Below are 25,338 nucleotides of genomic sequence, written 5' to 3'. Positions count from 1 at the left end.
GCCTTCAACTGCGGCATGGCCGCCATGCTGGCCGGTACGGCCTTCTGGCTGATGGCGCAGATGCTGCCTGCTCATATGTTGCCGGTGGTCAGCGCGCTGATCTGATCTGTTCTGAACCGTTCTCCGGCTCTCCCTCAGTCTGGCAAGCGGGAGGGCGTGGCCGATAATCCGAGCCCGCATTTGCGGGCTGTTTTGTTGGCGGCGTACAATAGCCCCTTTCTTCATCCGGCTGGACCTCATTCCATCATGATCCGTACCCGCTTTGCCCCCAGCCCCACCGGCTATCTGCACATTGGTGGCGTGCGTACCGCACTCTTTTCCTGGGCCTATGCCCGCAAGAACAACGGCGTTTTCGTGCTGCGCATCGAGGACACCGACCTTGAACGCTCCACGCCGGAGTCGGTCAAGGCCATCATGGACGGCATGCACTGGGTAGGCCTGGATTATGACGAAGGTCCGTTCTACCAGACCCAGCGTTTTGACCGCTACAAGGAAGTCATCCAGCAGCTGCTGGAATCCGGCCATGCCTACCGCTGCTATTGCAGCAAGGAAGAGCTGGAAGCCATGCGCGCCGAGCAGGAAGCCAAGGGTGAAAAACCGCGTTACGACCGTCGCTGGCGTCCGGAAGAGGGCAAGACCCTGCCGGCCATTCCGGCTGATGTGGAGCCGGTAATCCGTTTCCGCACCCCGCTGGACGGCACCGTGGCCTGGGACGACGCGGTGAAGGGCCGTATCGAATTCTCCAATACCGAGCTGGACGACCTGATCATCGCTCGCCCGGATGGCAGCCCCACCTACAACTTCTGCGTGGTGGTGGACGACTGGGACATGCAGATCACCCATGTGATTCGCGGTGACGACCACGTCAACAACACCCCGCGCCAGATCAACATCCTGAAGGCGCTGAATGCGCCGCTGCCGGTGTATGGCCATCTGCCGATGATCCTGAATGAGGACGGCCAGAAGATGTCCAAGCGCCGCGACGCGGTGAGCGTGGTGGACTACGCCGACAAGGGCATCCTGCCGGAAGCGCTGCTCAACTACCTGGCCCGTCTGGGCTGGGGCCACGGCGATGACGAATTCTTCGACATGAAGCAGTTTGTCGAATGGTTCAGCCTGGAAGCGGTCAGCGCCTCGGCCAGCCGTTTCAACCAGGAAAAATTCCTGTGGCTGAACGCCCAGCACATCAAGGCCGCTGACAACAGCCGCCTGGCAGCGCTGATAGCCCCGCGTCTGGCTGCCGCTGGTGTGGATACCACCACCGGCCCGGCTATCGAGGACGTGATTGCACTGGTGAAAGAGCGCATCCAGGACCTGAACGCGCTGGCGCTGGAAGTGGATTACTTCTACAAGAAACGCGAAGCCGCTGCTGCCGATGTGGAAAAGCACCTGGCTGGCGATGCCGTGGCACGCATGGGCCGCTTTGCCGACAAGCTGGCGGCACTGGACAGCTGGACGGCAGAAAGCATCCACGAACTGTTCAAACCCTTCTGCGCCGAAGAAGGCATCAAGATGGGCCAGCTGGGCATGCCGCTGCGTGTGCTGGTGTGTGGCACCACCCAGACTCCGTCGGTGGATGCCGTACTGGCGCTCATCGGCAAGGAAGAAGTGCTGCGCCGCCTGCGCGGCTGAGCGGTTTTTCAGACGAACCCAATCACTTTCTCAGCAGCCTAAAAGCACCCTGCGGGGTGGCTTTTTTTGTGCGCACGGGCAGGGAGTCAGGTCACCGCATGGCGTTGCTGGAACTGCGGCTGATCCCAGCTGGCGCCATCCAGAATGTCGCGCAGGGTTTCCACGGCGTCCCACACGTCAACATGGCGCAGGTAGAGCGGGGTGATGCCAAAGCGCAGCACTTCCGGTTCGCGGTAGTCGCCAATCACCCCACGGGCGATCAGCGCCTGCATCACCGCATAGCCTTGCGGGTGACGATAGCTGACATGGCTGCCGCGCTGTGCGTGATTCCGCGGGGTGATCAGCGTCAGCGGATGGTGGGCGCAGCGTTGTTCCACCAGCTGGATGAACAGGTCGGTGAGTGCCAGCGATTTTTCGCGCAGTGCCGTCATGCCGGTTTGTAAGGTGGCATCCAGTCCGCACTCCACCAGTGCCATCGACAGGATGGGCTGGGTGCCGCACAAAAAGCGCCGTATGCCCTGGGCAGGCTGGTAGTCCGCCGCCATGTCAAACGGACGAGAGTGCCCCCACCAGCCGGATAGCGGTTGCCAGAAGCGGTCCTGATGGCGTGCTGCCACCCAGATGAAGGCCGGGGAGCCCGGTCCGCCATTCAGGTATTTATAAGTACAGCCCACGGCAAAATCGGCCTCGCAGGCATTCAAGTCCACTGGTACGGCACCGGCCGCATGGGCCAGGTCCCAGATGGTAAGGGCGCCATGACGGTGTGCCTGCGCCGTCACTGCCGCCATGTCATGCATGGCACCGGTACGGTAATTGACGTGCGACAGCAGCAGCACCGCCACGTCTTCGTCCAGTGCCTGTTCCAGCGGCAGGCTGTCGTCGATCAGCCGCATTTCATAGCCTTGCTGCAGCAGGTCCATCATGCCCTGGATCATGTACAGGTCGGTAGGGAAGTTGTCGCGCTCGGACACAATCACCTTGCGCTGCGGCGCGGCTTGCTGCTGGATGCGGATGGCGGCAGCCAGTGCCTTGAAGATATTGAGCGAGGTGGTGTCGGTGATGACCACTTCGTCGCTGCCGGCACCGATCAGTCCCGCCAGCTTGTTGCCCAGCCGACGCGGCAGCTCGAACCAGCCGGCCGTATTCCAGCTGCGGATCAGTCCTTCGCCCCATTCTTCGCGCAGCACTTGCAGGCTGCGCTCTTCCGCAGAGCGAGGCAGTACGCCCAGCGAGTTGCCATCCAGATAGATGACATGCTCCGGCAGGCTGAATTGCTGGCGCAGGCTGGCCAGTTTGTCGCTGGCATCGGCTGCCAGACAGTGTTCGCGCGTCAGCATGGTGTTCTCTCCTTGGTGGGTGGTGAACAGCATGGTAGCACTGGTGCTATTGTGAATTATTGCAAGTTATGCTTGCTGCTTGCTGATATTTTGCAGATTATTCGAATTTATAGATTAGTAATGAAAGAAACGTGCAAATGCAACTGGACGCAATTGATCTGCGCATTCTGCGCGCCTTGCAGGGTGATGGCCGGCTGAGCAATCAGGACCTGGCCGATCAGGTGGCGCTATCGCCATCGGCCTGCCTGCGTCGTGTCAGGGCGCTGGAGGAGGAGGGGTTGATCCGCGCCTATCGTGCCGAGCTGGACGCGGTGGCGCTGGGTTTCGAGCTGGAAGCCATTGTGCAGGTGACGCTGGACCGCAGCCGGGAAGATTGGCATGGCGAGTTCCTGCAGCAGATGCAGGCCTTTGAGGAGGTGACGGCTGCCTATGTGGTGACCGGGCCGTGCAATTACATCCTGCAGCTGCGTTGCCGTAATCTGGCGGCGTTTTCGGACTTTATCGTGGAGCGGCTGAACAAGGTGCCGGGCATGCGCGATATCTGCTCGCACATCGTGATGAAAACCCTGAAAGACAGCCGCCATCAGCTTCCGCTCTGATCCGGGTCAGCCATGCATCTGGCGTAACAAAGCCGGTTTATCCTGCATGTGGATGCTTGCGTGCCGGTCCTGCATTGCCGCTGTCCTGCACCACTTACCTTGGGTGTGAGCAAAAACTCTAGAAAAGTGGATTTTGTGGCGGAGGATGGGGGATAATGCCGCCCAGCCAAACTGAGGTGCATCAAAATGAAGTGTGTTGACGATTTCCGCCTGCGTCTGGGCAAGCATGAACTGGTTCCCATCATGGTGGGCGGCATGGGTGTGGACATTTCCACTGTCGCCTTGTCGCTGGAGGCTGCCCGTCTGGGTGGTATCGGCCATATCTCCGATGCCATGGTGCCCACGGTGACGGACCGTCGCTTCAACACCAAGTTCGTCAAGGACAAGCTCAAGCAGTACAAATTCAACGTCGAGAACGCCGACAAGTCGGTGGTGAAGTTCGACCTGGACATCCTGGCCGAGGCAACCAGGTTGCACGTTGGCTCCGCCATGGAGGCCAAAAAGGGCGACGGGCTGATTTTCATCAACTGTATGGAAAAGCTCACCATGAACGCGCCCAAGGAAACCTTGCGCGTGCGTATGCAAACCGCCATGGATGCCGGTATCGACGGCATCACCCTGGCGGCTGGTCTGCATCTGGGTTCTTTCTCGCTGATTGAAGATCACCCGCGTTTCCGCGACGTGAAGCTGGGTATCATTGTTTCGTCCCTGCGCGCCTTGCAGCTGTTCCTGAAAAAGTCGTCCCGTACCGGCCGTCTGCCGGACTACGTGGTGGTGGAAGGCCCGCTGGCTGGCGGCCATCTGGGTTTCGGCATGGACTGGGCGCAGTACGATCTGGCCACCATTGTGGCTGAAATCCGCGCCTGGATGCAGGCCGAGCAGCTGGATATCCCGCTGATTCCGGCCGGTGGCATCTTTACCGGCAGCGATGCAGTCGGCTTCCTGGAAAACGGTGCCGGTGCCGTGCAAGTGGCCACCCGCTTTACTGTTACCCGCGAATGTGGCCTGCCGGAAAAAGTGCAGCAGGAATACTTCAAGGCCACCGAGGACGACATAGAGGTCAACCAGTTGTCGCCGACCGGTTACCCGATGCGCATGATCAAGTCCTGCCCGGCCATCGGTGATGGCATTCGCCCCAATTGCGAAGCTTATGGCTATCTGCTGGATGCCAATGGCAGCTGTTCCTATATTCAGGCTTACAACCGCGAAGTGGCAGCCCATCCGGGCGAGCGCCGCATCAAGGTGATGGACAAGACCTGTCTGTGCACTCATATGCGTAATTTCGATTGCTGGACCTGCGGTCAGTACACCTACCGCCTGAAGGATACGACCCGCCGCAATGAAGACGGCAGCTACCAGATCCTCAGCGCCGAACACGTGTTCAAGGACTACCAGTTCAGCAAGGATGGCAAGGTCGCCCTGCCGGACTGATAAGCTACACAAACCCGGTCTGGCTGGACTGGTCGTGGAGAATGGCGAATCGCTGCGGCGCTTCGCCATTTTTCTTGTTGAAGCGGCACTGGCAGTAGTATCGTCAGAGCCTGTCTTGTCACTGTTTGAGGATTGCCATGCCGGAACGTCTGGACCCCGCCACCACTGCCCTGATCCTGATCGATTTGCAGCAGGGCATCCTGGGTTTTGCCAAACAGCCTTATGACACGGAATATGTACTGGAACATTCTGCTGCACTGGCCAGGGCATTTCGTACTGCCGGTGCACCGGTGGTACTGGTGCGGGTAGGCTGGTCGGCGGATGGTGGTGACGCATTGCAGCTGCCGACCGATCTGGTGCCGCCGGCCACGCCGGTGCCGGATAACTGGCTGCAACAACCGGCCGAGCTGGAGGTGGCTGCCAGTGATATCCAGATCATCAAGCGGCAATGGAATGCCTTTTACGGCACCGAGCTGGATTTGCAGCTGCGCCGTCGCGGTGTTCGCACCGTGGTGCTGGCGGGCATCTCCACCCATATCGGCGTGGATTCCACTGCCCGTTCCGCCTGGGAGCGCAATTATGCGGTGGTGCTGGCCGAAGACGCCATGAGCTGCCAGGTGCTGGAGTGTCACCAGTTCTCGGTCAAGCATATCTTCCCGCGCCTTGGCCGGGTGCGCAGTACGGCCCAGGTGTTGCAAGCCCTGGAAGCAGGGAAGGATGGCAGTGAGTCGTTATCCGCTTGATCCGAAGCAGATTGAACTGACGGCCATCAGGGCGCAGGGTGCTGGTGGCCAGAACGTCAACAAGGTGTCTTCTGCCATTCACCTGCGTTTTGACGTGATGGCCTCCAGCCTGCCCGATCACATCAAGCAGCGTCTGCTGGCAATGTCTGATGCCCGCCTGAGCAAGGATGGGGTCATCATCATCAAGGCGCAGCAGCACCGTACGCAGGAGTTGAACCGGGACGATGCACTGGCGCGCCTGCAGGCCATGGTGGATGCCGTCTCGCACCAGCCCAAGGCCAGGCTGGCCACGCGGCCCACCTATGGTTCACGTCAGCGCAGGCTGGAAGGGAAATCCCGGCGCAGCGGTATCAAGGCCCTGCGTGGCCGGGTGGATGACTGAAGAAGCCGCGAAGGGTCAGGCGCGGCGGCTGGATTGGCAGCTGGGGTAGATGTGTCTGGCCAGCTCTTCTGCCGGAACCGGTTTGCACAGCAAAAAGCCTTGCAGTTCGATATCCGGATGGTGTGCGCACAGGTAGTCCAGGTCCAGCGGGCTGTCTATGCCTTCTGCCACCATGCGCAAGCCCAGTTCACGGGCGATATTGGCCATGCCGGCAATGATGCTCTGGCTGCGTGCATCCTGGTGGATGTCCTTGATCAGGATGCGGTCGAACTTCAGCTCGGTCAGCGGCAGGTTCTTGATGTGTTCCAGCGTGGTGTGGCCGGTGCCGAAGTCATCCAGTGACAACTCGAAACCGCGCATGCGCAGGCGCAGCAGGGTTGCCAGCGTGTGGCCGAAATTGGTGAAGGCCATGGTTTCGGTGATTTCCAGCACGATGCGGTCAAACGCGAGCCCGCGCGATTCCACTTGCTCCACCAGCCAGTCCAGAAACTCCCTGTCATCCAGCAAGCGGCGCGACAGATTGATCGACAGCCGCAAATCCTGTGTCTCCGGACCGCGCATCAGCAGGTCCAGGCTGGTTTGCACGATGCGGTGGGTCAGCAGCGAAATGAAGCCCTCGTGTTCCAGCATGCCGATGAACTGGTTGGGTCCCAGAATGCCCATGGTGGGGTGGCGCCAGCGCGCCAGCGCCTCGATCTGCACTGCCTTGCCCTGGCGCAGGTCATAGATGGGCTGATAAAACGCACAGAACTGGTTGTGTGCCAGCCCGGTGATGATGTCGATCAGCGGCAGGCTGCTCTTGTTGTCGATGATGTCCTGCGGCAAGTCCAGCAAGCGGGTGATTTCGGTCAGGAACAGATTGTCATCAATCGGTTTGGCCAGATGGCCAATGCCGGTGAAGCCCAGTTCCTGGGCGGCGCGTACGCTATTGGCCAGCAAGTCGGGCGAGTGCCCGCTGATCAGCAGCAAGGAAGGAATATGCGGCTGACGCGATAACTGCTCGACCAGTTCGATGCCATCCATACCCGGCATGTTCAGGTCGGTGATTACCAGGTCCAGCTTGGGTATCTTGCGGCTGAGCTGGAATGCCCAGGTGCCATCGGCAGCTTCATGGATGACGGCATTGGGAATTTGCAGGCACAGCGCTTTGAGTAGCTTGCGCTGACTGCTACTGTCTTCTGCGAGCAGGATCTGTCTTGGCGGTTTGCTGGTCATGGCAGGCGCGCACATCAATGGGTATTTCTCAATCTAAGCAGGTGTCATGCGATCTTTCCAGTGAAATAAACATGAAAGTTCGGCTCCTGTAAGCATATCTTGATTTTTATTGCGCTTTTTTGAACTGAAAACCAGGCAAAGATGGCATTGGCAGCAACGCAATTGTGTTTATGCAGAGGGGGTAATGCGGGATGGGTAGCGGATGAAATGACGTACGCCCGGCATGTCGCCACCAGGGTGGGGCGAATGATTCCGGGCGGTGCGTGATGCGATGCTGTTGCCTTGGCGGGCCTTGTGCCCGCTAACCAGCGGCAAAAGACTACGCGACCTGCTCAGGTGGGCTGAAGGTCGCGAGACGTGATGGCTTGCTTAGCGACGCTTGAAGTGCTGCGGTGCCTGGCCGCCGACCGGAGCGGTCGGGTGGCGGAAGTTGATGCGACCCTTGGTCAGGTCGTACGGCGACATTTCCACGGTCACACGGTCACCCACCAGTACGCGGATGCGGTGCATTTTCATCTTGCCCGAGCCATAGGCCAGGATTTCAACATTGTTGTCCAGACGAACGCGAAAGCGCGATTCCGGCAGCATTTCAATTACGACGCCTTGCAGTTCGATCATGTCTTCTTTGGACATTAACGATTCCTTTCAGTGTAACGGGGTGGGCCAATAGCCCATGCGGCAGTCCCTCACGGAGCGCCGCATGATCTGTGATAACAGATTGCTTCTATCGATAACCAAGCAGGTAAGACTGGCAGCACACACGCTAATGTGCCGTTACCAAGGCAAGGCAGACGGATTGAAACCCCGGTTTGGGGAACGGTCCGGAAGGAGGCAGCGCGCATTATACGGCTAAATGGCTGATTTGTCAGCATAAATGAACAGTGAAGCTGTATTTGCTGCGGTATGTGCGGTGTTGGCGGCAAAAACACTTATGCATCCGCAGCTTAGCCGCTGTTGCTTGCATGCCGCACTGACTGCGGGAGAGGGCTTTGGGCCGGGCCGGGCCGCATGGTTCCGGCCGCTCTGGTGCGAGTGGGTTGTGACAGGCTGGCACAGGCAGATTATTGATTTATGTCACAAAAGGAAAATTCTATATTCATATTCTTACAATTCAATACAAAAATGCACTGGATTATTCTTTCTCGAGCTGACATCCTGTAGGGTTTCGATTATCACGTTTTGCTGATATTTGATCCGGGCAAAACGTCACCAGTTGTAAACTCTGCAGTAGGACAGACTTATGGAAAACAATAGAGAAGGCGAAGGGCTCCGGCGCAGCCTGCAGGCGCGCCACTTGTCCATGATCGCCATTGGCGGCTCCATCGGCACCGGGCTGTTTCTGGCATCCGGTGCCACGGTAGCCTCGGCAGGGCCGGGCGGGGCCTTGCTGTCATATGCCCTGATCGGGCTGATGGTGTATTTCCTGATGACCAGCCTCGGGGAAATGGCGGCATTCATGCCGGTGTCCGGTTCTTTCCAGGTATATGGTTCGCGTTTTGTCGATGCATCCTTCGGTTTCGCCCAGGCTGGAACTATTGGTATAACTGGGCAGTTACCATTGCGGTGGAACTGGCTGCGGCAGCCATCGTGATGCATTACTGGTTTCCGCATGTGCCGGGCGTGGTGTGGAGTGCGCTGTTCCTGGCCATCATCTTTGCCCTCAACTATTTCTCGGTAAAGGGCTTTGGCGAGGCCGAGTTCTGGTGCTCCATGCTCAAGGTGGTCACCATCATCGCCTTCATCATCGTGGGTTTCATGATGATTTTCGGCATCATGACCAATCCGGACAGCAGCCGTTATTCCCCTGGTCTGAATGTTTTCATGCATGGTGACGGCCCCTTTGTCGGCGGCATGGCGGCTTTTGTCAGCGTGTCGATGATTGTGGGCTTTTCTTTCCAGGGTACCGAGCTGATCGGCGTGGCTGCGGGGGAGTCCAGCAACCCGGCCAAAACCATTCCGCGCGCCGTGAAACAGATTTTCTGGCGCATCCTGATGTTCTACATGCTGTCCATCCTGATCATCGGTTTCATCCTGCCGTACAACGACCCGATGCTGCTGAAGAACGATGTACAGGACGTGGGCGCCAGCCCGTTCACCCTGGTGTTCAGCCGTGCCGGCCTTGCCTTGTCGGCCAGCCTGATGAATGCCGTCATCCTGTCGGCCATCCTGTCGGCCGGTAATTCCGGCATGTATGCCTCCACCCGCATGCTGTACGTGATGGCGCACAACAAGATGGCCCCGGCCTGGTTCGGCAAGCTGTCGGACAGTGGCGTGCCGCGCAATGCCCTGTATGCCACCACGCTGGTGGCGGCTTTGTGCTTTCTTTCCTCGCTGTTTGAAAGCAATGCGGTTTACCTGTGGCTGCTCAATTCTTCCGGCATGACCGGCTTCATTGCCTGGCTGGGCATTGCGGTTTGCCATTACCGTTTCCGCCGCGCCTATGTGCAACAAGGCTACAGCCTGGCTGACCTGCCTTACCGTGCGCGCTGGTTTCCGCTCGGGCCGCTGTTTGCCTTTGCGCTGTGCATGCTGATCATGCTGGGGCAGAACTATGCCGCCTTCACCAGTGCCAAGGTGGACTGGAACGGTGTGGTCGCCACCTATATCGGCATTCCGCTGTTCCTCATCCTGTGGCTGGGCTACAAATGGAAGCATGGCAGCAAGCTGATTGCGCTGGACAAGATTGCCCTGGCAGAAGCCCACGCCCAGCTGGAGCGTGCCGAGCCGAAGGCGCGACTGGCCGGACAGATGGCAGACTGATAAGCGTTTGCCGCCAGACGAGGCCCGGTTCTGCCGGGCCTTTTGCATGTTGGCGGCCTGCCTCGGCATATTTTTTGTCAGACGGCGCTGTGCAGTGACAAGGGGCAAGTTACAATCGCCGCGCATGGCACTGCACGACAAGATGCAAGACACGCGATATACCACCCCCACCAAGCAGGCCAAACCTGCCCGGAGAACAACAACATGGCCCTGATGTCTCTTTTTTTCAGCAAGTACCTGTTTGTACTGGCTGCCTTGCTCCCCATCATCAATCCACCGGGATTGGTACCCATTTTCATTTCGATGACCGCACGCAACAGCAAGCAGCAGCGGGCTTTTCTGGCGCGCCGCATTGCCTTGTACTGCTTTTTGCTGCTGCTGGGCAGCATGTATGTGGGCAGCTTTGTGCTGGAGTTTTTCGGTGTTTCGCTGCCGGTGGTGCAGTTGTCCGGTGGTTTGCTGATTTCGCTGGCCGCCTGGCGCATGCTCAATGACAATCCGGCGGAGGGTAACCAGCCTTCTACCGAAACGGCCCGTCAGGAAAACCGGGATGAACTCAAGCAGCGGGCCTTTTATCCGCTGACTTTCCCGCTGACCGTGGGGCCGGGTTCCATTTCGGTGTCCATCACCCTGGGTGCGTCGATGTCGGTTGCCGGCAAGCCGATGGTCAAGTACATGCTGGTGCCGATGGCCAGCCTGGCCGCCGTATTGTCCTCGCCGTACTGGTGTACATGTGTTATCGCCACGCCGACAAGCTGCTGGGCTATCTGGGGCAGACCGGCTCGGTGGTCTTCCTGCGTCTGTCGGCCTTCATCCTGATGTGTCTGGGGGTGCAAATCATGTGGGAAGGGGTGGAGCAGCTCTTTGTCGAGCTGATCCAGAACAACGCCGACCTACTGCACCGCTAGGCTTAGGCGTTGCGCCACCGCTTGCTGCAGTTGCGGATAGAAGGCAAGAAAATCCGCTTCCAGTGCGCTGTACTGCTGCAGCAGGTCGTCAATGCCATTGGCAACCGGGTTGTCACGCTGGATGCGGTGGCGGGAAAAGCCGCGCAGCACGTCGGCGATTCCTTCGGTGTCTGCATAAGACCCTAGCCAGTCCTGTGCCTGCATGCGCGGCAGGATTTCCAGCAGGCGGGGCGGCAGCCATTGGCGATGTGCCTGCAGTTCTGCGTAGCTGCGCGCGGTGAAATCGGCCAGTGGCATGCTGGAAAATGACATCCAGTGCCGTGCCAGGAAGTGGTCGTAAAAAATGTCCACCAGAATGCCGGCATAGCGTCGCCGTATCGGCGCAATGCGGTTCTTGCTTTGCATCACCAGCGGGTGACTGTCGGTATGGCTGTCGATCTGCCGGTGTAGCAGCATGCCCTGTTGCAAGGGGAGGGGCAGGTGCCCGGCCTGCGACGGCTTGAGGAAGTCACCCAGCAGATTCCCCACCCGCGCCGCCGGGTTGTCCGGTGCCAGATGCAGGTGGGCCAGGTAGTTCATGCGGCACCCTGGCGATTGAGCCTGACCACGATAACGTCCGCCCCTTCTGCGCTGAACAGGGTGAGGCCCACGGCCAGTGCCTGCCACACCGCATCATGTGTCCGCAGCTGGCAGTGCCGGCCATCTTCACGGTATACGTCCAGCGTGCTGCCGGCGGCCAGCATCAGCAGCAATACCTCATCATCACTGTGCACATTCAGCTTGCCTTGCACGGTCAAGCGTTCTGTTTGTTGGCGGTAACGGCCGCGGCGGGTCATCACGTTGAAGTCGGTCACCGGCCCATTCTGCAACTGACTGGTGATGGCTTCTTCACCGGCAAAGGCCAGTGGCTGGCTGTCGATTTGCAGCAGGCTGTTGCTGCCATCGCCGCGTTGCAGGAGCAGGCCCTTGCCATCCAGCAGCAATAGCTGGCGATCCACCCCGGGAAAATATGAAAAAGGGCCATCGCTGGCCACGCTGGCCATGCTGATGCGGTAGTCAAAATCTTCCAGTGTGGCACCGGGGGGCGCAATCAGGATCTGACGCGTGGTACCACCACCGTTTTTCCACGGCGTGGTGGGGTAATCGCAGGCTGACAGGATGTGCATGGCAGTCTCTGGCGGGTAAAAGCGCGATTATCCCCCCATGCTGCGGCATGTGCACCTGCTGTCTGGCGGTCATGCTGGCAAGCTCTTGTTATGGCTGGTTTTTGTAGTGCGCCGACTACATGCAAATCCACTTGATCTGCCGCAATATGCCATTCCACTGTAGTGCCAAGATGGCATCAAACCTTACAGGCGCAGCAGGCAGGACCGGACGGTTCTCCTGAGTGCAGCTTGCCAAAAGCAATGCTGCCTGTGCCACCCCACCTTAAGGAGATCATCATGGCTACCAGTGCTTTCTTCATCCCTTCCGTCAACCTGATGGGTGCCGGCTGCCTGCAACAGGCCGTCGACAGCATGCAGGCCCAGGGCTTCAAACGTGCGCTGATCGTCACCGATGCCGGCCTGGTCAAGACCGGTCTGGCAGACAAGGTAGCAGCGCTGCTGGCTGCGGCGGATATCCAGTCTGTCGTTTTCGACGGTGTGCATCCCAACCCGACCAGCGCCAACGTCAATGCCGGCCTCGCGCTGCTGCAGGAAAAACAATGTGATGTGGTGATTTCGCTGGGTGGCGGTTCGCCACACGACTGTGCCAAGGGTATTGCGCTGGTAGCGGTCAATGGCGGCAAGATCCAGGACTACGAAGGCGTGGACAAGTCGGCCAAGCCGCAGCTGCCGCTGGTGGCCATCAATACCACGGCTGGTACTGCCAGTGAAATGACGCGTTTTTGCATCATCACTGACGAGGCACGCCATATCAAGATGGCCATTGTCGACAAGCACACCACGCCGATTCTGTCGGTGAACGACCCGGAAACCATGGCCGGCATGCCGCCTTCGCTGACGGCTGCCACCGGCATGGATGCGCTCACTCACGCTATCGAAGCGTATGTATCGACCATCGCCACGCCGATTACCGACGCCTGCGCGCTGAAGGCCATCAGCCTGATCGTGGCCTACCTGCCGCGTGCCGTGGAAAACGGCCAGGACATGGAAGCGCGCGAACAGATGGCCTATGCCCAGTTCCTGGCCGGCATGGCCTTCAACAACGCTTCGCTGGGTTATGTGCATGCCATGGCGCACCAGCTGGGTGGCTTCTACGACCTGCCGCACGGGGTGTGCAATGCCGTGTTGCTGCCGCATGTGCAAGTGTTCAACAGCAAGGTGGCTGCTGCCCGTCTGGCTGATGTTGCAGTGGCACTGGGTGCGAAGGCAGAAGCGGCGGAGGCAATTGCAGCCATTCGCCAACTGGCTGCCCGCGTGGGCATTCCGGCTGGTTTGACCCAGCTTGGCGTGAAAGAAGGGGATATCCCGGTACTGGCTACCAATGCCCTGAAAGACGCGTGCGGCTTTACCAATCCGGTTCAGGCCACGCACGAGGAAATCTGCGCCATCTACCGTGCCGCCATGTAAACCCTGTCTGGCCTGATGTACAGTGACAAGAGCCGGCTTTGCCGGCTCTTGTTCATTTCAGCGGCTGGCAAAACCTGCGGCAGTGGCGGCGCTGCGGATGGCTTCCAGCACCAGTCTGGCCTTGCGCGGGATACGCCGGCTGGCGAATACCGCGTGCATCTGCGCATCCTCCCCCCGGCTGGACACAATGCGGTAATCCGGGCATAGCCGCACCAGCTGACCCTTGGCCACCAGTGGCTCGGCCAGCCAGTCGCCCATGCGTGCCACGCCCCAGCCAGCCAGGGCGGCCTGTAGCACCGCATTGCCGGAACTCACCCGATGGCTGGCATTCAGGTTCAGGCTGACCTGATGGCTATCCGAAACGAAATTCCAGGCTTTGAGGATGCGTGGCGCGGCATGAATCAGGATGGCGTGTTCGCTCAGTGCTTCCGGTTCGGCAGGCAGGCCATGGCGCGCCACATAACCTGGGCTGGCGTACAGGCGGCGTTGATAAGGCCACAGCGGAAAGCCGATCAGTTCGCTGGAGGCGGGATAGGCACCGCGGATGCTGAAGTCCAGCTTCTCGCGGATGGGCTCCAGAATGGTGTCGCTGTACAGGATGTCAAAGCGCAACTGCGGATTGTGCTCGGCCAGTTGCTGCAGGATGGGCGGCAGGAAATGGCTGGCCATCACCTCGGGTGCGGAAAAGCGCAGCCAGCCGCGTGGCGCACTGCCCAGTGCCGCCAGGTCGTCTTCCACTTCTTCCTGCAATTGCAGGATTTGCCGCGCGGTATCGTAGTAGGCTTCGCCCGCCATGGTGAGGCTGACCTGCTTTTGCGAGCGGGCCAGCAGGCTGGTGCCCAGGTTTTCTTCCAGCGCCTGCACCGCACGGGTCGCAGTACTGGGCGAGGTGCCCAGCTGACGGGCTGCCGAGACAAAGCTCTTGCGCTCCACCACGGCGCAGAATACCTGCAGTTCCCATAACAGTTTCATGATGCCCGCTTTTTGTATTGCAAAAACTGCAATACGGTATTGCAACAGAAAGGGCAGTGCAAGTCCTACAATGGCAAGCATTACTGGGAGGCAGGCATGTTGTTGACTTTGGGATTTCTGTGTTTCTTTTCTTTCATGGCTGGTCTGATTGACGCGGCCGTGGGTGGCGGTGGCCTGATCCAGACCCCGGCACTGTTCAATTTCTTGCCGCAGTATTCTGCTGCCACGCTGTTTGGCACCAACAAGATGTCCTCGGCCGTGGGCACCTTGTCCGCCACACGCTCGTATTTGCAGCGGGTGCGCCTGCCGTGGAAGCTGGTGATTCCGGCGGCCATCACGGCCTTCGTGATGTCGTTTGCCGGTGCTGCCACGGTGAATGCCATCCCGAAGTCGGTGATCCGTCCGCTGGTACTGGTACTACTGGTGCTGATGGCCATGTACACGCTGTGGAAAAAGGACTTTGGCAAGCTGCACAAGCCGGTGACGATAGGTCGCCGTGAAATGGCTGTCGGCATGGCCATTGGCGGGGCCATCGGCTTTTACGATGGCTTGTTCGGGCCGGGCACAGGCAGCTTCCTGATCTTTCTGTTCATCCGCTTTTTTGCCTTCGATTTCCTGCATGCCTCGGCAGCGGCCAAGGTGGTGAACCTCACCACCAATGTGGCGGCGCTGGCCTTTTTCATTCCTACCGGCAATGTGCTGTTCCAGTACGCCATCCCGATGGCCGGTTTCAATGTGCTGGGCGCGATGACCGGTTCCTGGGTGGCCATGAAGAAGGGGGCAGGTTTTGTCCGTATCCTGTTCCTGCTGCTCACCACGGTGCTGATCGGCAAACTGGCCTGGGACATGCTGCAGCCCTGGTTGCATGGCTGAACGGGTTTTGCTGGCTGAAATGAAAAAGACCACGCTCTATTGCGTGGTCTTTTTTGTCTTGCTGCGTGCTGGGGGCTCAGTCGTGCTTGTACCAGCCGCGGTGATGGCCATTGTCGTGGTGGTGGTGGCGATGATGGTGGCGTCCTTCATCACGCGCCGGGGCTGCCGGGCTCTCTTCACGCTGGTTCTTGGTGGTGATGGCCACGCCGGTGGCCCCGCCAACCGCGCTGCCGATGATGGCGCCATTGCGGCCACCTACTGCATTACCCACTGCGGCACCTGCTGCACCGCCTACTGCACCACCAAGAATCGCATCCGTTGTCGAGCCGGCCTGAGCGGTAGTGGCTGCCAGGCAGAGGGTAATGACCGAAATCCACTTGTTCATTTGCATGGTTTGCTGCTTTCACTAAGTTAGTGGCGGCAGTCTAGTAATGGTGGGGCAAATCGGACAAGTGGTGAAATGTTAGCAAGTATTGAAAAGCGTTTGCCATGGAATGACTTATGCATTCATTGGTGATTTATTTGTTGCAAATCATTGAATTGTATTGGTTATTTATTCCATGTTTTGGTGGTGGTTTTATAACAATCTGTTACAGAGTCAGGCCGGGTAAACCGGCGACCCTGCAACAGCCATTGTCATGCCGCCAGTCTGTCGTTGCCAGTCAGGCTGTACATCACTGCCCGGAACAGCCGCAACCGCCGCCGCCACCACAGCCACCACCGCTGGCCGGTGCGGCTTCCTGTACTTGGCTCAGGCTGATGCGAAATTCGATCACGATCATCTCCGGCTGGCGCTCGGCATAGTGGAAGGTGACTTGCTGGCCATAACGCTGGCGAACCTGTTCCAGCAAGGGCAGGGGGTCGTGGTCGTTGACGAAGCGCATCACTTCACCATCGTGCAGTGATTCGAGTGCGCCAAAAATGGCCGCATGGCGAAAGCGCTTGGCAATGCCGCGGGCGTCGAACAGGTAGCTGGTATTGAGCTGTGGAGAGAGCGTGGTCATGATGTATTCCTGCTTGAGGGTGGTGAAGCCCGGATTTTGTCGCCATCCGGCATGGTCCATCCTTGAGTCAGGATAAGAAAATCAGTATCCCCAACCTTGCAGGCAAGCCAGTTCAAAACGGGAGTTTTCCATGAAACCGCAGCGATGCCCTCCGGCACGGCAGGTCAGCAGTTTGTTGCAGTTACCAAATGTTGGCCCAGCGATGGCGGCAGATTTGCGCTTGCTGGGGCACGGTACGGTGCACTCTCTTGTTGGTGCCGATCCCTACCGGCTCTATGCGCAGCTGTGCCAGCAAACCGGTGTACGGCAGGGTCCGTGCGTACTGGATGTATTCATTTCCGTTTGCCACTACCTGCAGCATGATGAAGCATTACCCTGGTGGCATTTCACTGCGGCCCGCAAGCAGAAACTGGCCAGAGATGCCGCCGCTGCCATCCCTCTGTACAATGAAGCGCCATGAAGCTACAGCCCTCCCGGCCGGATGCGGCCACCCCCTTGCTTGCCTGTCATGAGTGCGATCTGCTGCAAGCTGCACCTGCCAATAGTGTGCAGGGGGTGAGCTGTTGCCGCTGCGGCGGTCAAATATTACCCGGGCCTGCCTATCGGCCCAGTACCTCGCTGGCCCTGGTGCTGGCCGGCCTGCTGGTGTTTGTGCTGGCCAATGCCTTTCCCGTGGTGGGGCTGGAGGCCAACGGGGTCAAGACGGCCACTACCCTGTTGGGGACGGCCTGGCAGCTGTCGCAGCAGCAGATGGAGCCGGTGGCATTGCTGGTGTTGCTCACCGGGGTACTGACGCCGGGGCTGGAGCTGCTCTGCCTGCTCTACCTGTTGTTACCCTTGTCACTTGGCCATGCGCCGCGTGGCTTTGCGCGGGTGATGCGGCTGGTGCATGTGCTGCATCCCTGGGGCATGGTGGAAGTCTTCCTGCTGGGTGTGCTGGTGTCGCTGGTGAAGCTGGCGCATATGGCCGAGGTGCATCCCGGTATTGGCTTGTGGTCGTTTTTTGCCCTGATCGTGCTGCTGGCCGGTAATGCCAGCCGTTTTGATCCGGGCATGCTGTGGGAGCGCTATCAGGCATGTCGCGACCGCACTTGAAGAGCGCAGCCAGCCAGGGGGTGTGGCGCTGCCACGCCTGTGGCCAGCTCAGCCGGGTCAGCTCCCCGGCGGCAACGGCAGTCAACTGCCCGCGCTGCGGCGCAGCCTGCACCGGCGCAAACCGCACAGTCTGCAATATGCTTGGGCTTTTTTGCTGGCCGCCATGTTGTGTTACATCCCGGCCAACCTGATGCCCATCATGCTGACGGAAATGCTGTCCGGCACCAGCGCGATACCATCATGAGCGGCGTGGCCTATTTGTGGCGCAGTGGTTCCTGGCCGCTGGCGCTGGTGGTGTTTGTGGCCAGCGTGCTGGTGCCTTTGCTGAAAATACTGTCCATGTTACTGCTGCTGCTCACCGTGCACTGGCGTTCGCGCTGGGCACCCCGCCAGCGGACCCGGCTGTACCGGTTGCTGGAAGTGGTGGGGCCGTGGTCGATGCTGGATATCTACGTGGTGGGCTTGCTGGTGGCCCTGGTGCAGCTGCAATCGCTGGCCACCATCAAGGCCGGGCCTGGTGCCATTGCCTTTGGTGCCGTGGTGGTACTGACCATGCTTTCTGCCATGCATTTTGATCCCAGACTGATCTGGGATGTATTCGAGGAAGATGATGAGCGATAAGCCTTCAGCACAAACAGAACAAAACCGCCCACCGCAGAATGATGGCGCGCAGGAGGCCCTGCCGATGGCCGTTGCCAGCCCGGCACGGCAAAGCCGCTGGTCGCCCTCGCTGGTATGGCTGATACCGCTGCTGGCTGCCTTGATCGGCGGTTATCTGGCGGTGCAGGCCATTTTGTCGCGCGGGCCCACCATTACCATTACCTTTCGGAGTGGCGAGGGGCTGGAGGCCGGCAAGACCCGTATCAAGTACAAGGATGTGGATATCGGAGAGGTGACTGCGGTACGCATCAGTCCGGACAGCAAGAATATTGAAGCCACGGCCCAGCTGAGCAAGGAAGCCGAGCGCTTCCTGGCGCGCGACAGCCGCTTCTGGATTGTGCGGCCACGCATTGCCGGTGGCAGCGTGTCCGGCCTTGGTACCCTGTTGTCCGGTGCCTATGTCGGCATGGATGCCGGCAAAAGCAGCGAAATGAGCCAGCATTTTACTGGCCTGGATGTCCCGCCCATCATTACCGGTGATTTGCCCGGTCGTCAGTTCGTGCTCAAGGCGGCAGAGCTGGGTTCGCTGGATATTGGTGCGCCGGTGTATTTCCGCCGGGTGCCGGTAGGGCAGGTGGTGGCATATCAGCTGGACAAGAGTGGCAGCAATGTCGACATCACGGTGTTCATCAACTCCCCTTACGACCACTTTGTCACGGCGGATAGCCGCTTCTGGCACGCCAGTGGTATCGATTTGTCCATTTCTGCCAACGGGCTGAAGGTGAACACCCAGTCGCTCAGCGCCATCATGCTGGGCGGTGTGGCTTTCGAAACGCCGGTCAGTCCGGCCGAGGACAAACCGGCCACGGCTGGCTCGGTGTTTACCTTGTCCAATACCCGTGAACTGGCCATGCAATCGCCGGATCATGAAGTGGTGCCGCTGCTGCTGAAGTTCCAGCAATCGGTGCGCGGGCTCACTGTTGGTGCGCCGGTGGATTTCCGCGGCATCGTGATTGGCGATGTCACCAGCATCGGCATGGAATACGATGCACCACGCAAGGACTTCAACATGCTGGTGAGTATCCGCATCTTCCCCAGCCGCCTGCTCAGCCTGTCGCGCAATCTGACTGCCGAAAAACTGCACCAGCTGAAACTGGACAAGATGGTGGAGCACGGCATGCGGGCGCAGCTGCGTTCCGGCAGCTTGCTCACCGGCCAGCTGTATGTGGCGCTGGATTTCTTCCGCGATGCCAAGCCAGCCCAGTTGCTGCATCGTCAGGGCATGGATGTGCTGCCTACCATCCCGGGCGACCTGGAAGAGCTGCAAGGCGTGCTGCAACGCATTGCCCGCAAGCTGGACAAGGTGCCGTTCGACAGCATAGGCCAGGAGCTGGATGGCACCATCAAGGAATTGCACGCCACCCTGAATACCGTGCAACAGCTGGGCAACAGCCTGGATGGCAAGGTGGTTCCACAAACCCTGCAAACGCTGCAGCAGTTGCAGCAGACACTGGACAGTGCCAGCCAGGCCCTGCAAGCCAACTCGCCATTGCAGCAGGATGTGCGCAAAGCCGCGCAGGAAGTCACGGAAACAGCGCGCAGCTTCCGTGCGCTGAGTGATTATCTGGACCGTCACCCGGAAGCCCTGATCCGTGGCAAACAGGAGAGCAAGCCATGAAAATGCGCAACCTTGCCCGTGGTATGTGTTTGTGCGCCGTATTGCTGACGGCCTGCACCTCGGTGCCATCCCGCTTCTACCAGTTGCAGGCCACCAGCATGCCGGGCCAGAACCAGCGGCCCGGAGCGGTATTGCTGGTGGAGCAGGTTACGCTGCCGGCCGGGATGGACAGACCACAATTACTGCTGGAGAACGCCGAAGGTCGCCCGCAGCTGCAAGAGCAGGATTACTGGACTGCCAGCCTGAGCCGCCTGTTGACCCAGGCAGTGGCAGGCAATCTGGCCGCGCAACTGGGCTTGTCCACCATCTATGCAGCACCGCAACTGAGTCTGGGGCGGACGGACCTCAGCTTGCAACTGGATATCCGAGAATTCCGCTTGCGGCATGGGCAGGGCGCGTCGCTGGTTGCAGCATGGCGTCTGGTACAGAACGCCTCGCACAAGGTGCTGCTGCAAGGTTATTTCAACCAGCAGCAAGCGGTGACTGTGCCGGGCAATGCGGCGCTGGTGGCCGCGCAGCAGCAGTTGCTGGATGCGTTGAGCCGGCAAATCGGCACTGAGATGGCAGCGCATCCGGACTACTTGCATCCGGCGGCTTGAGTATCCGGGCAGGCTGGTGCCTTCCTGTCCGGCTGCTGACGCTCGCTTGCGCTCAGGTCCGGGCCGGTCTGTTTGGGATGCTGCCGGTTTTATTGTCTGGTTTTTGTATTGATTGCTTTAAAGTCTGACTGTGTGGTTTTTTGTTTTTATTTGTCAGATTTAATGGCATTAAAATTGCAAAATTGCAGCAAATTTTGGCTTAAGTTAAAGTTGCAGCTGGATAGAATGAACCGCATTCATTCTTTCCGACTTTTGCCATGTCATCCAGCGCATCCACTCCAACTGCCACATCAGGTAATGCCTATTTGCTGCTGGTGCTGACCATGCTGTTGTGGTCCACCAATTTTGTCATTGCCCGTGCCATCCATGGCCAGATCGGCCCTTTCGGCCTGGCTTTCGGCCGCTGGGCCATCGCCTTGCTCTGCCTGCTGCCATTTGGCCTGCCACGACTCGGTCGGGCCTGGCCCTTGCTGCGACAGCAATGGCGCAAAATGCTGCTATTGGGTGTGTTTGGCATCGGACTGACCAACACCCTGATATATGTGGCCGTGCGCACCACGACGGCCACCAACGCCGTCATTCTCAATAGTGCAACACCCATGATGGTGCTGGTACTTGGCTCGCTGTATTTCCGGCAAAAGCTGGCCCGACGCCAGTGGCTGGGCATGCTGGTGGCCATGGCCGGGGCATTGCTGATCGTATTGAAGGGCAATGTGCTGGGGGTGAGCGCTTTCCAGTTCAGCCACGGAGACCTGCTGGTGTTGGCTGCAGGCTTGTGCTGGGCGGTTTACACGCTTGGCTTGCGTACCTTGCTGCCAGGGCTGGATGCGCTGGTGATGATGATGGTCCTGTTGCTGGTGGGCGAGCTGATGTTGCTACCGGCCTTTGTGCGGAAAACCTGGCAGGCTGGCGGTTTTCATCCCCTGTCGCTGTCCGCCGGGGCTGCCTTGTTGTATCTGGGCATCTTCCCTTCGGTCTTGGCTTTCCTGATGTATAACCGCGCTATTGCCCAGGTGGGGGCGGCCAAAGCTGCAGGCTTTCTTTACCTGATGCCTGCTTTTGGTGCGGTGCAGTCCATTGTCCTGCTAGGAGAGGAGCTGCATTGGTATCATGTGGCTGGCCTGGCGGCGATTTTTGGCGGCATCGTGCTGTCTTCGCTCAGTCGCAAGCCTGCTGCCGGGCGCGTTACCAGTGCGGTGAAGCTGTCTACTGCAGATTGATGCGGTGTTGACTACGGATTTATACGGATGGTGCAAAGCGGCATCCGGCACTAAAGTACACATTGTTGGCAGTGCCCGTACTTATTGGATCTCCCGCAGTACCTGCCAACCTTAATTTTGTTTGTAGTTGAAGTACCTCTGGCTTTTGTTCCTCTTCAGTATTGGCTTAGCTCGGCCCGGTGATTCCTCCCCGTTTCACCGGGCATTTTCTTGTCTGTCTTTCCCGTTTTCTTCCTGTCAGTACCATCAAACGCACCAGGCAAGGCCGCTTGGCGGCGGTAATCATGGTCAGCCTGCGGTCTATCCCCTACAATAGCGCCAGATCAACAGCGGCTGTGCCGGTGGTGACGCGCTGCCCGGGACGATTTTGCACTGGCAGCGTGCAACCGGTGCTATCCGCTTTTTTTATTACAGGATGCTTTACATGGAACCCGTACGCCTTTCCAAGCGGATGGCCGAACTGGGTATTTGCTCCCGTCGCGAGGCGGACAGCTATATCGAACAAGGCTGGGTCAAGGTAGACGGCGAAGTTGCCGTGCTTGGCCAGAAAGTGCTGCCGCACAACACCATTGAAGTGCTGAAGAAGGCACAGGATGCCCAATCGTCACGTGTGACCATTCTGCTCAACAAGCCGGTGGGGTATGTGTCCGGTCAGGCAGAAAAGGGCTATCTGCCAGCTGTCACGCTGGTCAAGCCGGAAAACCACTGGTCGGAAGACCCCAGCAAGAAGCGCTTCATCCCTGCACATTTGCGTGGTCTGGCACCGGCTGGCCGACTGGATATCGATTCGGTCGGTCTGTTGGTTCTGACCCAGGATGGCCGGGTGGCCAAGCACATCATCGGTGAGAACTCCACGGTCGAGAAGGAATATCTGGTCCGGGTGACCGGTGAACTGAGTGACCGTGGGCTGGCCTTGCTCAACCATGGCCTGTCGCTGGATGGCGAAGCACTGAAACCGGCAGAAGTGGCGTGGCAGAATGAAGACCAGCTGCGTTTTGTGCTGCGTGAAGGCAAAAAGCGCCAGATCCGCCGCATGTGCGAGCTGGTTGGTCTGCGTGTGGTGGGCCTCAAGCGTATCCGTATCGGCACCATCAAGTTGGGCAATTTGCCTACCGGTCAGTGGCGTTATCTGCGGGATGACGAGATGTTCTGATCCATCCGGGCAAGACTTGGGCAGTAAAGTGTGACGGCGACCAGTGGTCGCCGTTGTGCATTGCACGATACAACTTGGATTTGTCCGCCCACCATGACATCATCAAGGCCATGAACCTATTGCTGATCTGTTTGCTCATTGCGCTGGCTGGCCTCGTCTTGCTGTGCGCCTATCCCTCCGCATTTGGTCAGCGGCTGTTGCGCTGCGGTTTGTGCTTATCCGGGTTCCGCCAACGCCGGCTGTCCTTGCCCGCAGGCGAACTGGCATATCTGGAAGCGGGTACCGGCCCGGCTGTCATGCTGATTCACGGCTTTGGCGGTGATGGCCCTACCAGCTGGGGGAGGGTGATGGCCGCATTGGCAAAACAGCATCAGGTGCTGGTGCCGGACTTGCTCTGGTTTGGTCGCAGCCATGCCGCAACGGCCCCTTCGCTGCACGCACAGGCGGATGCACTCGAAGCGCTGATCCGTGCCCGCGTGGCGGACAAGGTGCAACTGGTGGGCTTGTCCTACGGTGGTTTCGTTGCCCTGGAGCTGGCGCGGCGCATGCCGGAAAAAATTGCACAACTGGTGATCATGGCCTCACCGGGAATGGTCTACACCCCGGCCGACCAGCAAGACCTGCTGGAGCGCGCAGACGTAAAATCTGCAGAACAACTGTTTGTGCCCAATGATGCACAAGCACTGGCGCGCATGATGGCGCTGGTGGGCAGCCCGCTGGCGCGCGCACCACGGTTTTTGCTGCAGGATGTCTGGCTGTTTTATTACCGGGACCGTGCTCCGCAGTTGCGTGCCCTGATGCAGGAGCTGGCCAGCAGCCAGCAGGCCCATGTTGAGCGTCTCAGCCAGCCACTGGCCATGCCGGTAGCTGTGGTATGGGGTACGCAGGATGAGGTTTTTCCCTTGCCTATTGGTCAGCGGCTGGCCAGTTCGCTGGATGCGCCGTTGTTCACCATCGATGTGGAACCCATGTCTTGCCTGTTGTGTCTGCCCCTCAGACCGTAGCCGTGCTGCAGACCATCTTACAGCAGGTGCCTACCTGGCAATGATGCTGTCGCAGACCTGAACGGTCCAGGTGCGGTGATCTGTTTGAAGGAGAGTTGAGCGATGCTGGGCTGGTTGTGGCAAAAACTGGGGCTGGACAAGGCGTCCCAGCAAGAGAAGGCAACTGCCTTGCACGCCATCGAGATGGTGATTGACGGCTGTGACGGGCGCTTGCGCTTGTTACCCGCTTATCAGCAACGCATGTTGCCTGGTGTCCGGCTGACGCTGGATTATCTTGCCGGATTACCCTGGCAGCGGATTGACCCGCTAGAGCTCTCCTTGCGCAGTTTCAGCACCGACCGTCGCCTGGGTTTGCTGTTTTCCAGCCCGCTCAGCCTGCTGCTTTGTCTGAAAAGCAGTGAGTCTTTGCAGTCATTTTTCCTGTCAGCCAGTCAGGGCGATCAAGCCTGGGCCATCCTCAGCATGAGCCGCAGCGAAACCGTGCGCTTTGGCATGGTGGAACATAATGGCGAAGTCCGCAGTGATGTTGCCCAGCAGATTGTCAGTTTCGACCAGCATAGGCTGATCGAACCGTCCGCCACACCCGAAGACCTGCAACAGAGTGCGCGTCGGCGTGGCCTTGCCGTACTGGTGGCGGTGATAGACCGGCGCATCAAATTGCTGCAACAAATGCGGCTGGACCTGCAGACCGAACTGGAGAAAATCCAGTTGAAGCTGGCGGCCTTCGGGCATGCCGGCAGAGTGATCATTGACGCAACGGGTGGCACGGACAACATGGCCAGCCTGTCGCCAGAGGATGCCGAAAGCCTGCGCCAGCGTGAAGCGGAACTTCAGCAGCAATTACAGCCATTGGCCCGGCTTGCCGAACTGGAAGGCATTCTGGATGTGGTATGCGAAGTACTGGAGCAGCCCGCCCGCTTTTTTCATGTTGAAGCACAAACTATTTACCTCAACCGCATGGGTGTATTGCATGAACGCCAGGATGCGGATGATGTCACCGCCTTGCAGTTCGAGCAGGTGGTGATGGGGCAGTTGCAACCCATCTCCCGCGTACTGATGCCGGTGCAGGTCCAGCGTCAGCAGGTGCAAGAGCTGGAGCAGCAGTTTGCCGATGAGCTGGCAGAGTTGCAGCAGCAACAAATGCAGGGCGGCTTATTCTGATTGGCCGGTTGCCAGCACCTCGGCACTCAGCTTGACGCGTGGCCAGACTTCCTCAGCCTGGCTTACCGCATAAGGCTGATGCTTGTACTTCACCACGCCTTGGTCTGACAGCAGCAAAACCCGGTTTGCCTGCACCCCCGCCTGACGCAGGCAAGCCTGGACGCAGGAAAGGCGACAGCCATCCAGTGCCAGAATGGGACGACCTGACTGGGCCAGTTTCACTAGGCCGGGCACGCCGCCACCCACGCCGGCAATACACGACATTTCAGCCAGGCCTTCGCGATCCAGCCGCAATGCAAGGTCGTTTGCCATCTGCGCGGCGCTGGAGCAGCCGGAACAGGCGTAAACCAGTGGGAATTTGTTCGCTGTCATGCATCCATTGTGCTGCGCATACCATCC

At 59.2% G+C, this 25,338-nt stretch carries 30 protein-coding genes; 21 read left to right on the top strand and 9 right to left on the bottom strand.

From position 1 onward, the window contains the following. The first annotated feature begins 246 nt into the window (after positions 1–246). Positions 247–1,632, top strand: a complete 1,386-nt coding sequence (gltX, locus tag AWT75_RS14940) for a glutamate--tRNA ligase (RefSeq protein ID WP_045845251.1) — start codon at positions 247–249, stop codon at positions 1,630–1,632. Positions 1,633–1,718: 86 nt separating this feature from the next. Here gltX and kynU read toward each other — a convergent pair whose 3' ends face one another. Further along, entirely contained in the window at positions 1,719–2,969 is a 1,251-nt protein-coding gene (gene kynU / locus AWT75_RS14935; protein ID WP_062790011.1) for a kynureninase, read from the bottom strand. A gap of 137 nt (positions 2,970–3,106) precedes the next feature. On the opposite strand from kynU, the gene AWT75_RS14930 reads away from it, so the two are divergent. The 4 genes from AWT75_RS14930 to arfB all read left to right on the top strand — a co-directional run bounded on the left by AWT75_RS14930 (position 3,107) and on the right by arfB (position 6,124). Then, on the top strand, positions 3,107–3,568 hold the full coding sequence (locus AWT75_RS14930) for an Lrp/AsnC family transcriptional regulator (RefSeq protein WP_062789996.1): 462 nt from the start codon (positions 3,107–3,109) through the stop codon (positions 3,566–3,568). 186 nt (positions 3,569–3,754) lie between these two features. Next, positions 3,755–4,999, top strand: coding sequence for a nitronate monooxygenase (locus AWT75_RS14925; protein ID WP_045845249.1), 1,245 nt, complete (start codon positions 3,755–3,757; stop codon positions 4,997–4,999). A 137-nt stretch (positions 5,000–5,136) separates the two neighbouring features. Continuing rightward, positions 5,137–5,742 carry a hydrolase gene (locus AWT75_RS14920; RefSeq protein WP_062789993.1) on the top strand — a complete coding sequence of 202 codons (606 nt, stop codon included), beginning with the start codon at positions 5,137–5,139 and terminating at the stop codon, positions 5,740–5,742. After that, a complete protein-coding gene (gene arfB, locus AWT75_RS14915; protein WP_231588795.1) occupies positions 5,723–6,124 on the top strand; it encodes an alternative ribosome rescue aminoacyl-tRNA hydrolase ArfB in 402 nt (133 codons plus the stop codon). Before AWT75_RS14920 ends, arfB begins: the two co-directional genes overlap by 20 nt. Positions 6,125–6,139: 15 nt before the next feature. On the opposite strand, the gene AWT75_RS14910 is transcribed toward arfB, so the two are convergent. Continuing rightward, entirely contained in the window at positions 6,140–7,339 is a 1,200-nt protein-coding gene (locus tag AWT75_RS14910; RefSeq protein WP_062789989.1) for an EAL domain-containing response regulator, read from the bottom strand. 369 nt (positions 7,340–7,708) lie between these two features. Beyond that, positions 7,709–7,972 (bottom strand): translation initiation factor IF-1, encoded by a 264-nt coding sequence (infA, locus tag AWT75_RS14905; protein WP_045845245.1) that lies wholly within the window; start codon positions 7,970–7,972, stop codon positions 7,709–7,711. Positions 7,973–8,579: 607 nt separating this feature from the next. Between infA and AWT75_RS23960 the strand changes: the two genes are divergently transcribed. The 4 genes from AWT75_RS23960 to AWT75_RS23055 all read left to right on the top strand — a co-directional run bounded on the left by AWT75_RS23960 (position 8,580) and on the right by AWT75_RS23055 (position 11,007). After that, complete coding sequence (locus AWT75_RS23960; protein WP_338021306.1) at positions 8,580–8,930, top strand: hypothetical protein; 351 nt, start codon at positions 8,580–8,582, stop codon at positions 8,928–8,930. After that, the gene (locus AWT75_RS14900) at positions 8,903–10,099 is read left to right on the top strand and encodes an amino acid permease (protein ID WP_338021305.1); all 1,197 of its coding nucleotides are present in this window, start codon (positions 8,903–8,905) and stop codon (positions 10,097–10,099) included. Before AWT75_RS23960 ends, AWT75_RS14900 begins: the two co-directional genes overlap by 28 nt. Positions 10,100–10,303: 204 nt before the next feature. After that, the gene (locus AWT75_RS14895; RefSeq protein ID WP_239689618.1) at positions 10,304–10,918 is read left to right on the top strand and encodes a MarC family protein; all 615 of its coding nucleotides are present in this window, start codon (positions 10,304–10,306) and stop codon (positions 10,916–10,918) included. Beyond that, entirely contained in the window at positions 10,855–11,007 is a 153-nt protein-coding gene (locus AWT75_RS23055) for a hypothetical protein (protein WP_239689619.1), read from the top strand. The genes AWT75_RS14895 and AWT75_RS23055 overlap by 64 nt, the downstream gene beginning before the upstream one ends. Here AWT75_RS23055 and AWT75_RS14890 read toward each other — a convergent pair. Both AWT75_RS14890 and AWT75_RS14885 read right to left on the bottom strand, forming a co-directional pair. Further along, positions 10,993–11,586, bottom strand: a complete 594-nt coding sequence (locus tag AWT75_RS14890; protein WP_062789986.1) for an acyl carrier protein phosphodiesterase — start codon at positions 11,584–11,586, stop codon at positions 10,993–10,995. The genes AWT75_RS23055 and AWT75_RS14890 overlap by 15 nt on opposite strands. Continuing rightward, complete coding sequence (locus tag AWT75_RS14885; protein WP_045845241.1) at positions 11,583–12,173, bottom strand: HutD/Ves family protein; 591 nt, start codon at positions 12,171–12,173, stop codon at positions 11,583–11,585. Before AWT75_RS14885 ends, AWT75_RS14890 begins: the two co-directional genes overlap by 4 nt. A gap of 276 nt (positions 12,174–12,449) precedes the next feature. Here AWT75_RS14885 and yiaY point away from each other — a divergent pair, with 276 nt between their 5' ends. After that, on the top strand, positions 12,450–13,580 hold the full coding sequence (yiaY, locus tag AWT75_RS14880; RefSeq protein WP_062790008.1) for an L-threonine dehydrogenase: 1,131 nt from the start codon (positions 12,450–12,452) through the stop codon (positions 13,578–13,580). Positions 13,581–13,637: 57 nt separating this feature from the next. Here the strand turns inward: yiaY and AWT75_RS14875 are convergent, their stop codons facing one another. Continuing rightward, entirely contained in the window at positions 13,638–14,552 is a 915-nt protein-coding gene (locus tag AWT75_RS14875) for a LysR family transcriptional regulator (RefSeq protein ID WP_062790005.1), read from the bottom strand. Between the two features lie 96 nt (positions 14,553–14,648). Here AWT75_RS14875 and AWT75_RS14870 point away from each other — a divergent pair, with 96 nt between their 5' ends. Further along, positions 14,649–15,425, top strand: coding sequence for a sulfite exporter TauE/SafE family protein (locus AWT75_RS14870; RefSeq protein ID WP_197077105.1), 777 nt, complete (start codon positions 14,649–14,651; stop codon positions 15,423–15,425). 76 nt (positions 15,426–15,501) lie between these two features. On the opposite strand, the gene AWT75_RS14865 is transcribed toward AWT75_RS14870, so the two are convergent. After that, positions 15,502–15,810 (bottom strand): glycine zipper domain-containing protein, encoded by a 309-nt coding sequence (locus AWT75_RS14865; RefSeq protein ID WP_062789983.1) that lies wholly within the window; start codon positions 15,808–15,810, stop codon positions 15,502–15,504. 289 nt (positions 15,811–16,099) lie between these two features. Next, the gene (locus tag AWT75_RS14860) at positions 16,100–16,489 is read right to left on the bottom strand and encodes a DUF2249 domain-containing protein (protein WP_239689617.1); all 390 of its coding nucleotides are present in this window, start codon (positions 16,487–16,489) and stop codon (positions 16,100–16,102) included. A gap of 70 nt (positions 16,490–16,559) precedes the next feature. On the opposite strand from AWT75_RS14860, the gene AWT75_RS14855 reads away from it, so the two are divergent. The 10 genes from AWT75_RS14855 to AWT75_RS14815 all read left to right on the top strand — a co-directional run bounded on the left by AWT75_RS14855 (position 16,560) and on the right by AWT75_RS14815 (position 24,939). After that, a complete protein-coding gene (locus AWT75_RS14855; protein ID WP_062789980.1) occupies positions 16,560–16,889 on the top strand; it encodes a helix-hairpin-helix domain-containing protein in 330 nt (109 codons plus the stop codon). Beyond that, positions 16,886–17,524, top strand: a complete 639-nt coding sequence (locus AWT75_RS21705; RefSeq protein ID WP_062789977.1) for a paraquat-inducible protein A — start codon at positions 16,886–16,888, stop codon at positions 17,522–17,524. The genes AWT75_RS14855 and AWT75_RS21705 overlap by 4 nt, the downstream gene beginning before the upstream one ends. Continuing rightward, entirely contained in the window at positions 17,460–17,768 is a 309-nt protein-coding gene (locus AWT75_RS23865) for a paraquat-inducible protein A (protein ID WP_420835427.1), read from the top strand. Before AWT75_RS21705 ends, AWT75_RS23865 begins: the two co-directional genes overlap by 65 nt. Further along, a complete protein-coding gene (locus AWT75_RS22230; protein WP_204377065.1) occupies positions 17,765–18,145 on the top strand; it encodes a paraquat-inducible protein A in 381 nt (126 codons plus the stop codon). Before AWT75_RS23865 ends, AWT75_RS22230 begins: the two co-directional genes overlap by 4 nt. Positions 18,146–18,209: 64 nt before the next feature. Further along, a complete protein-coding gene (locus tag AWT75_RS14840) occupies positions 18,210–19,802 on the top strand; it encodes a PqiB family protein (RefSeq protein ID WP_062790002.1) in 1,593 nt (530 codons plus the stop codon). Beyond that, on the top strand, positions 19,799–20,401 hold the full coding sequence (locus tag AWT75_RS14835) for a PqiC family protein (protein ID WP_082696129.1): 603 nt from the start codon (positions 19,799–19,801) through the stop codon (positions 20,399–20,401). The genes AWT75_RS14840 and AWT75_RS14835 overlap by 4 nt, the downstream gene beginning before the upstream one ends. A gap of 257 nt (positions 20,402–20,658) precedes the next feature. After that, positions 20,659–21,621 (top strand): DMT family transporter, encoded by a 963-nt coding sequence (locus tag AWT75_RS14830; protein WP_082696128.1) that lies wholly within the window; start codon positions 20,659–20,661, stop codon positions 21,619–21,621. A 424-nt stretch (positions 21,622–22,045) separates the two neighbouring features. Then, positions 22,046–22,774, top strand: a complete 729-nt coding sequence (locus tag AWT75_RS14825; RefSeq protein WP_045845232.1) for a pseudouridine synthase — start codon at positions 22,046–22,048, stop codon at positions 22,772–22,774. A 74-nt stretch (positions 22,775–22,848) separates the two neighbouring features. Further along, positions 22,849–23,778, top strand: coding sequence for an alpha/beta fold hydrolase (locus tag AWT75_RS14820; protein ID WP_062789968.1), 930 nt, complete (start codon positions 22,849–22,851; stop codon positions 23,776–23,778). 102 nt (positions 23,779–23,880) lie between these two features. Next, entirely contained in the window at positions 23,881–24,939 is a 1,059-nt protein-coding gene (locus AWT75_RS14815) for a hypothetical protein (RefSeq protein ID WP_045845230.1), read from the top strand. On the opposite strand, the gene AWT75_RS14810 is transcribed toward AWT75_RS14815, so the two are convergent. Next, a complete protein-coding gene (locus tag AWT75_RS14810; protein WP_045845229.1) occupies positions 24,931–25,311 on the bottom strand; it encodes a putative zinc-binding protein in 381 nt (126 codons plus the stop codon). The genes AWT75_RS14815 and AWT75_RS14810 overlap by 9 nt on opposite strands. Positions 25,312–25,338: the final 27 nt, after the last annotated feature.

The sequence above is a fragment of the Aquitalea pelogenes genome (genome assembly GCF_001515305.1).
In the GTDB taxonomy this organism is placed as follows: domain Bacteria; phylum Pseudomonadota; class Gammaproteobacteria; order Burkholderiales; family Chromobacteriaceae; genus Aquitalea; species Aquitalea pelogenes.
The sequence above is the reverse complement of the archived record's forward strand: the minus strand, read 5'-3'. Positions and strand labels throughout refer to the sequence as shown.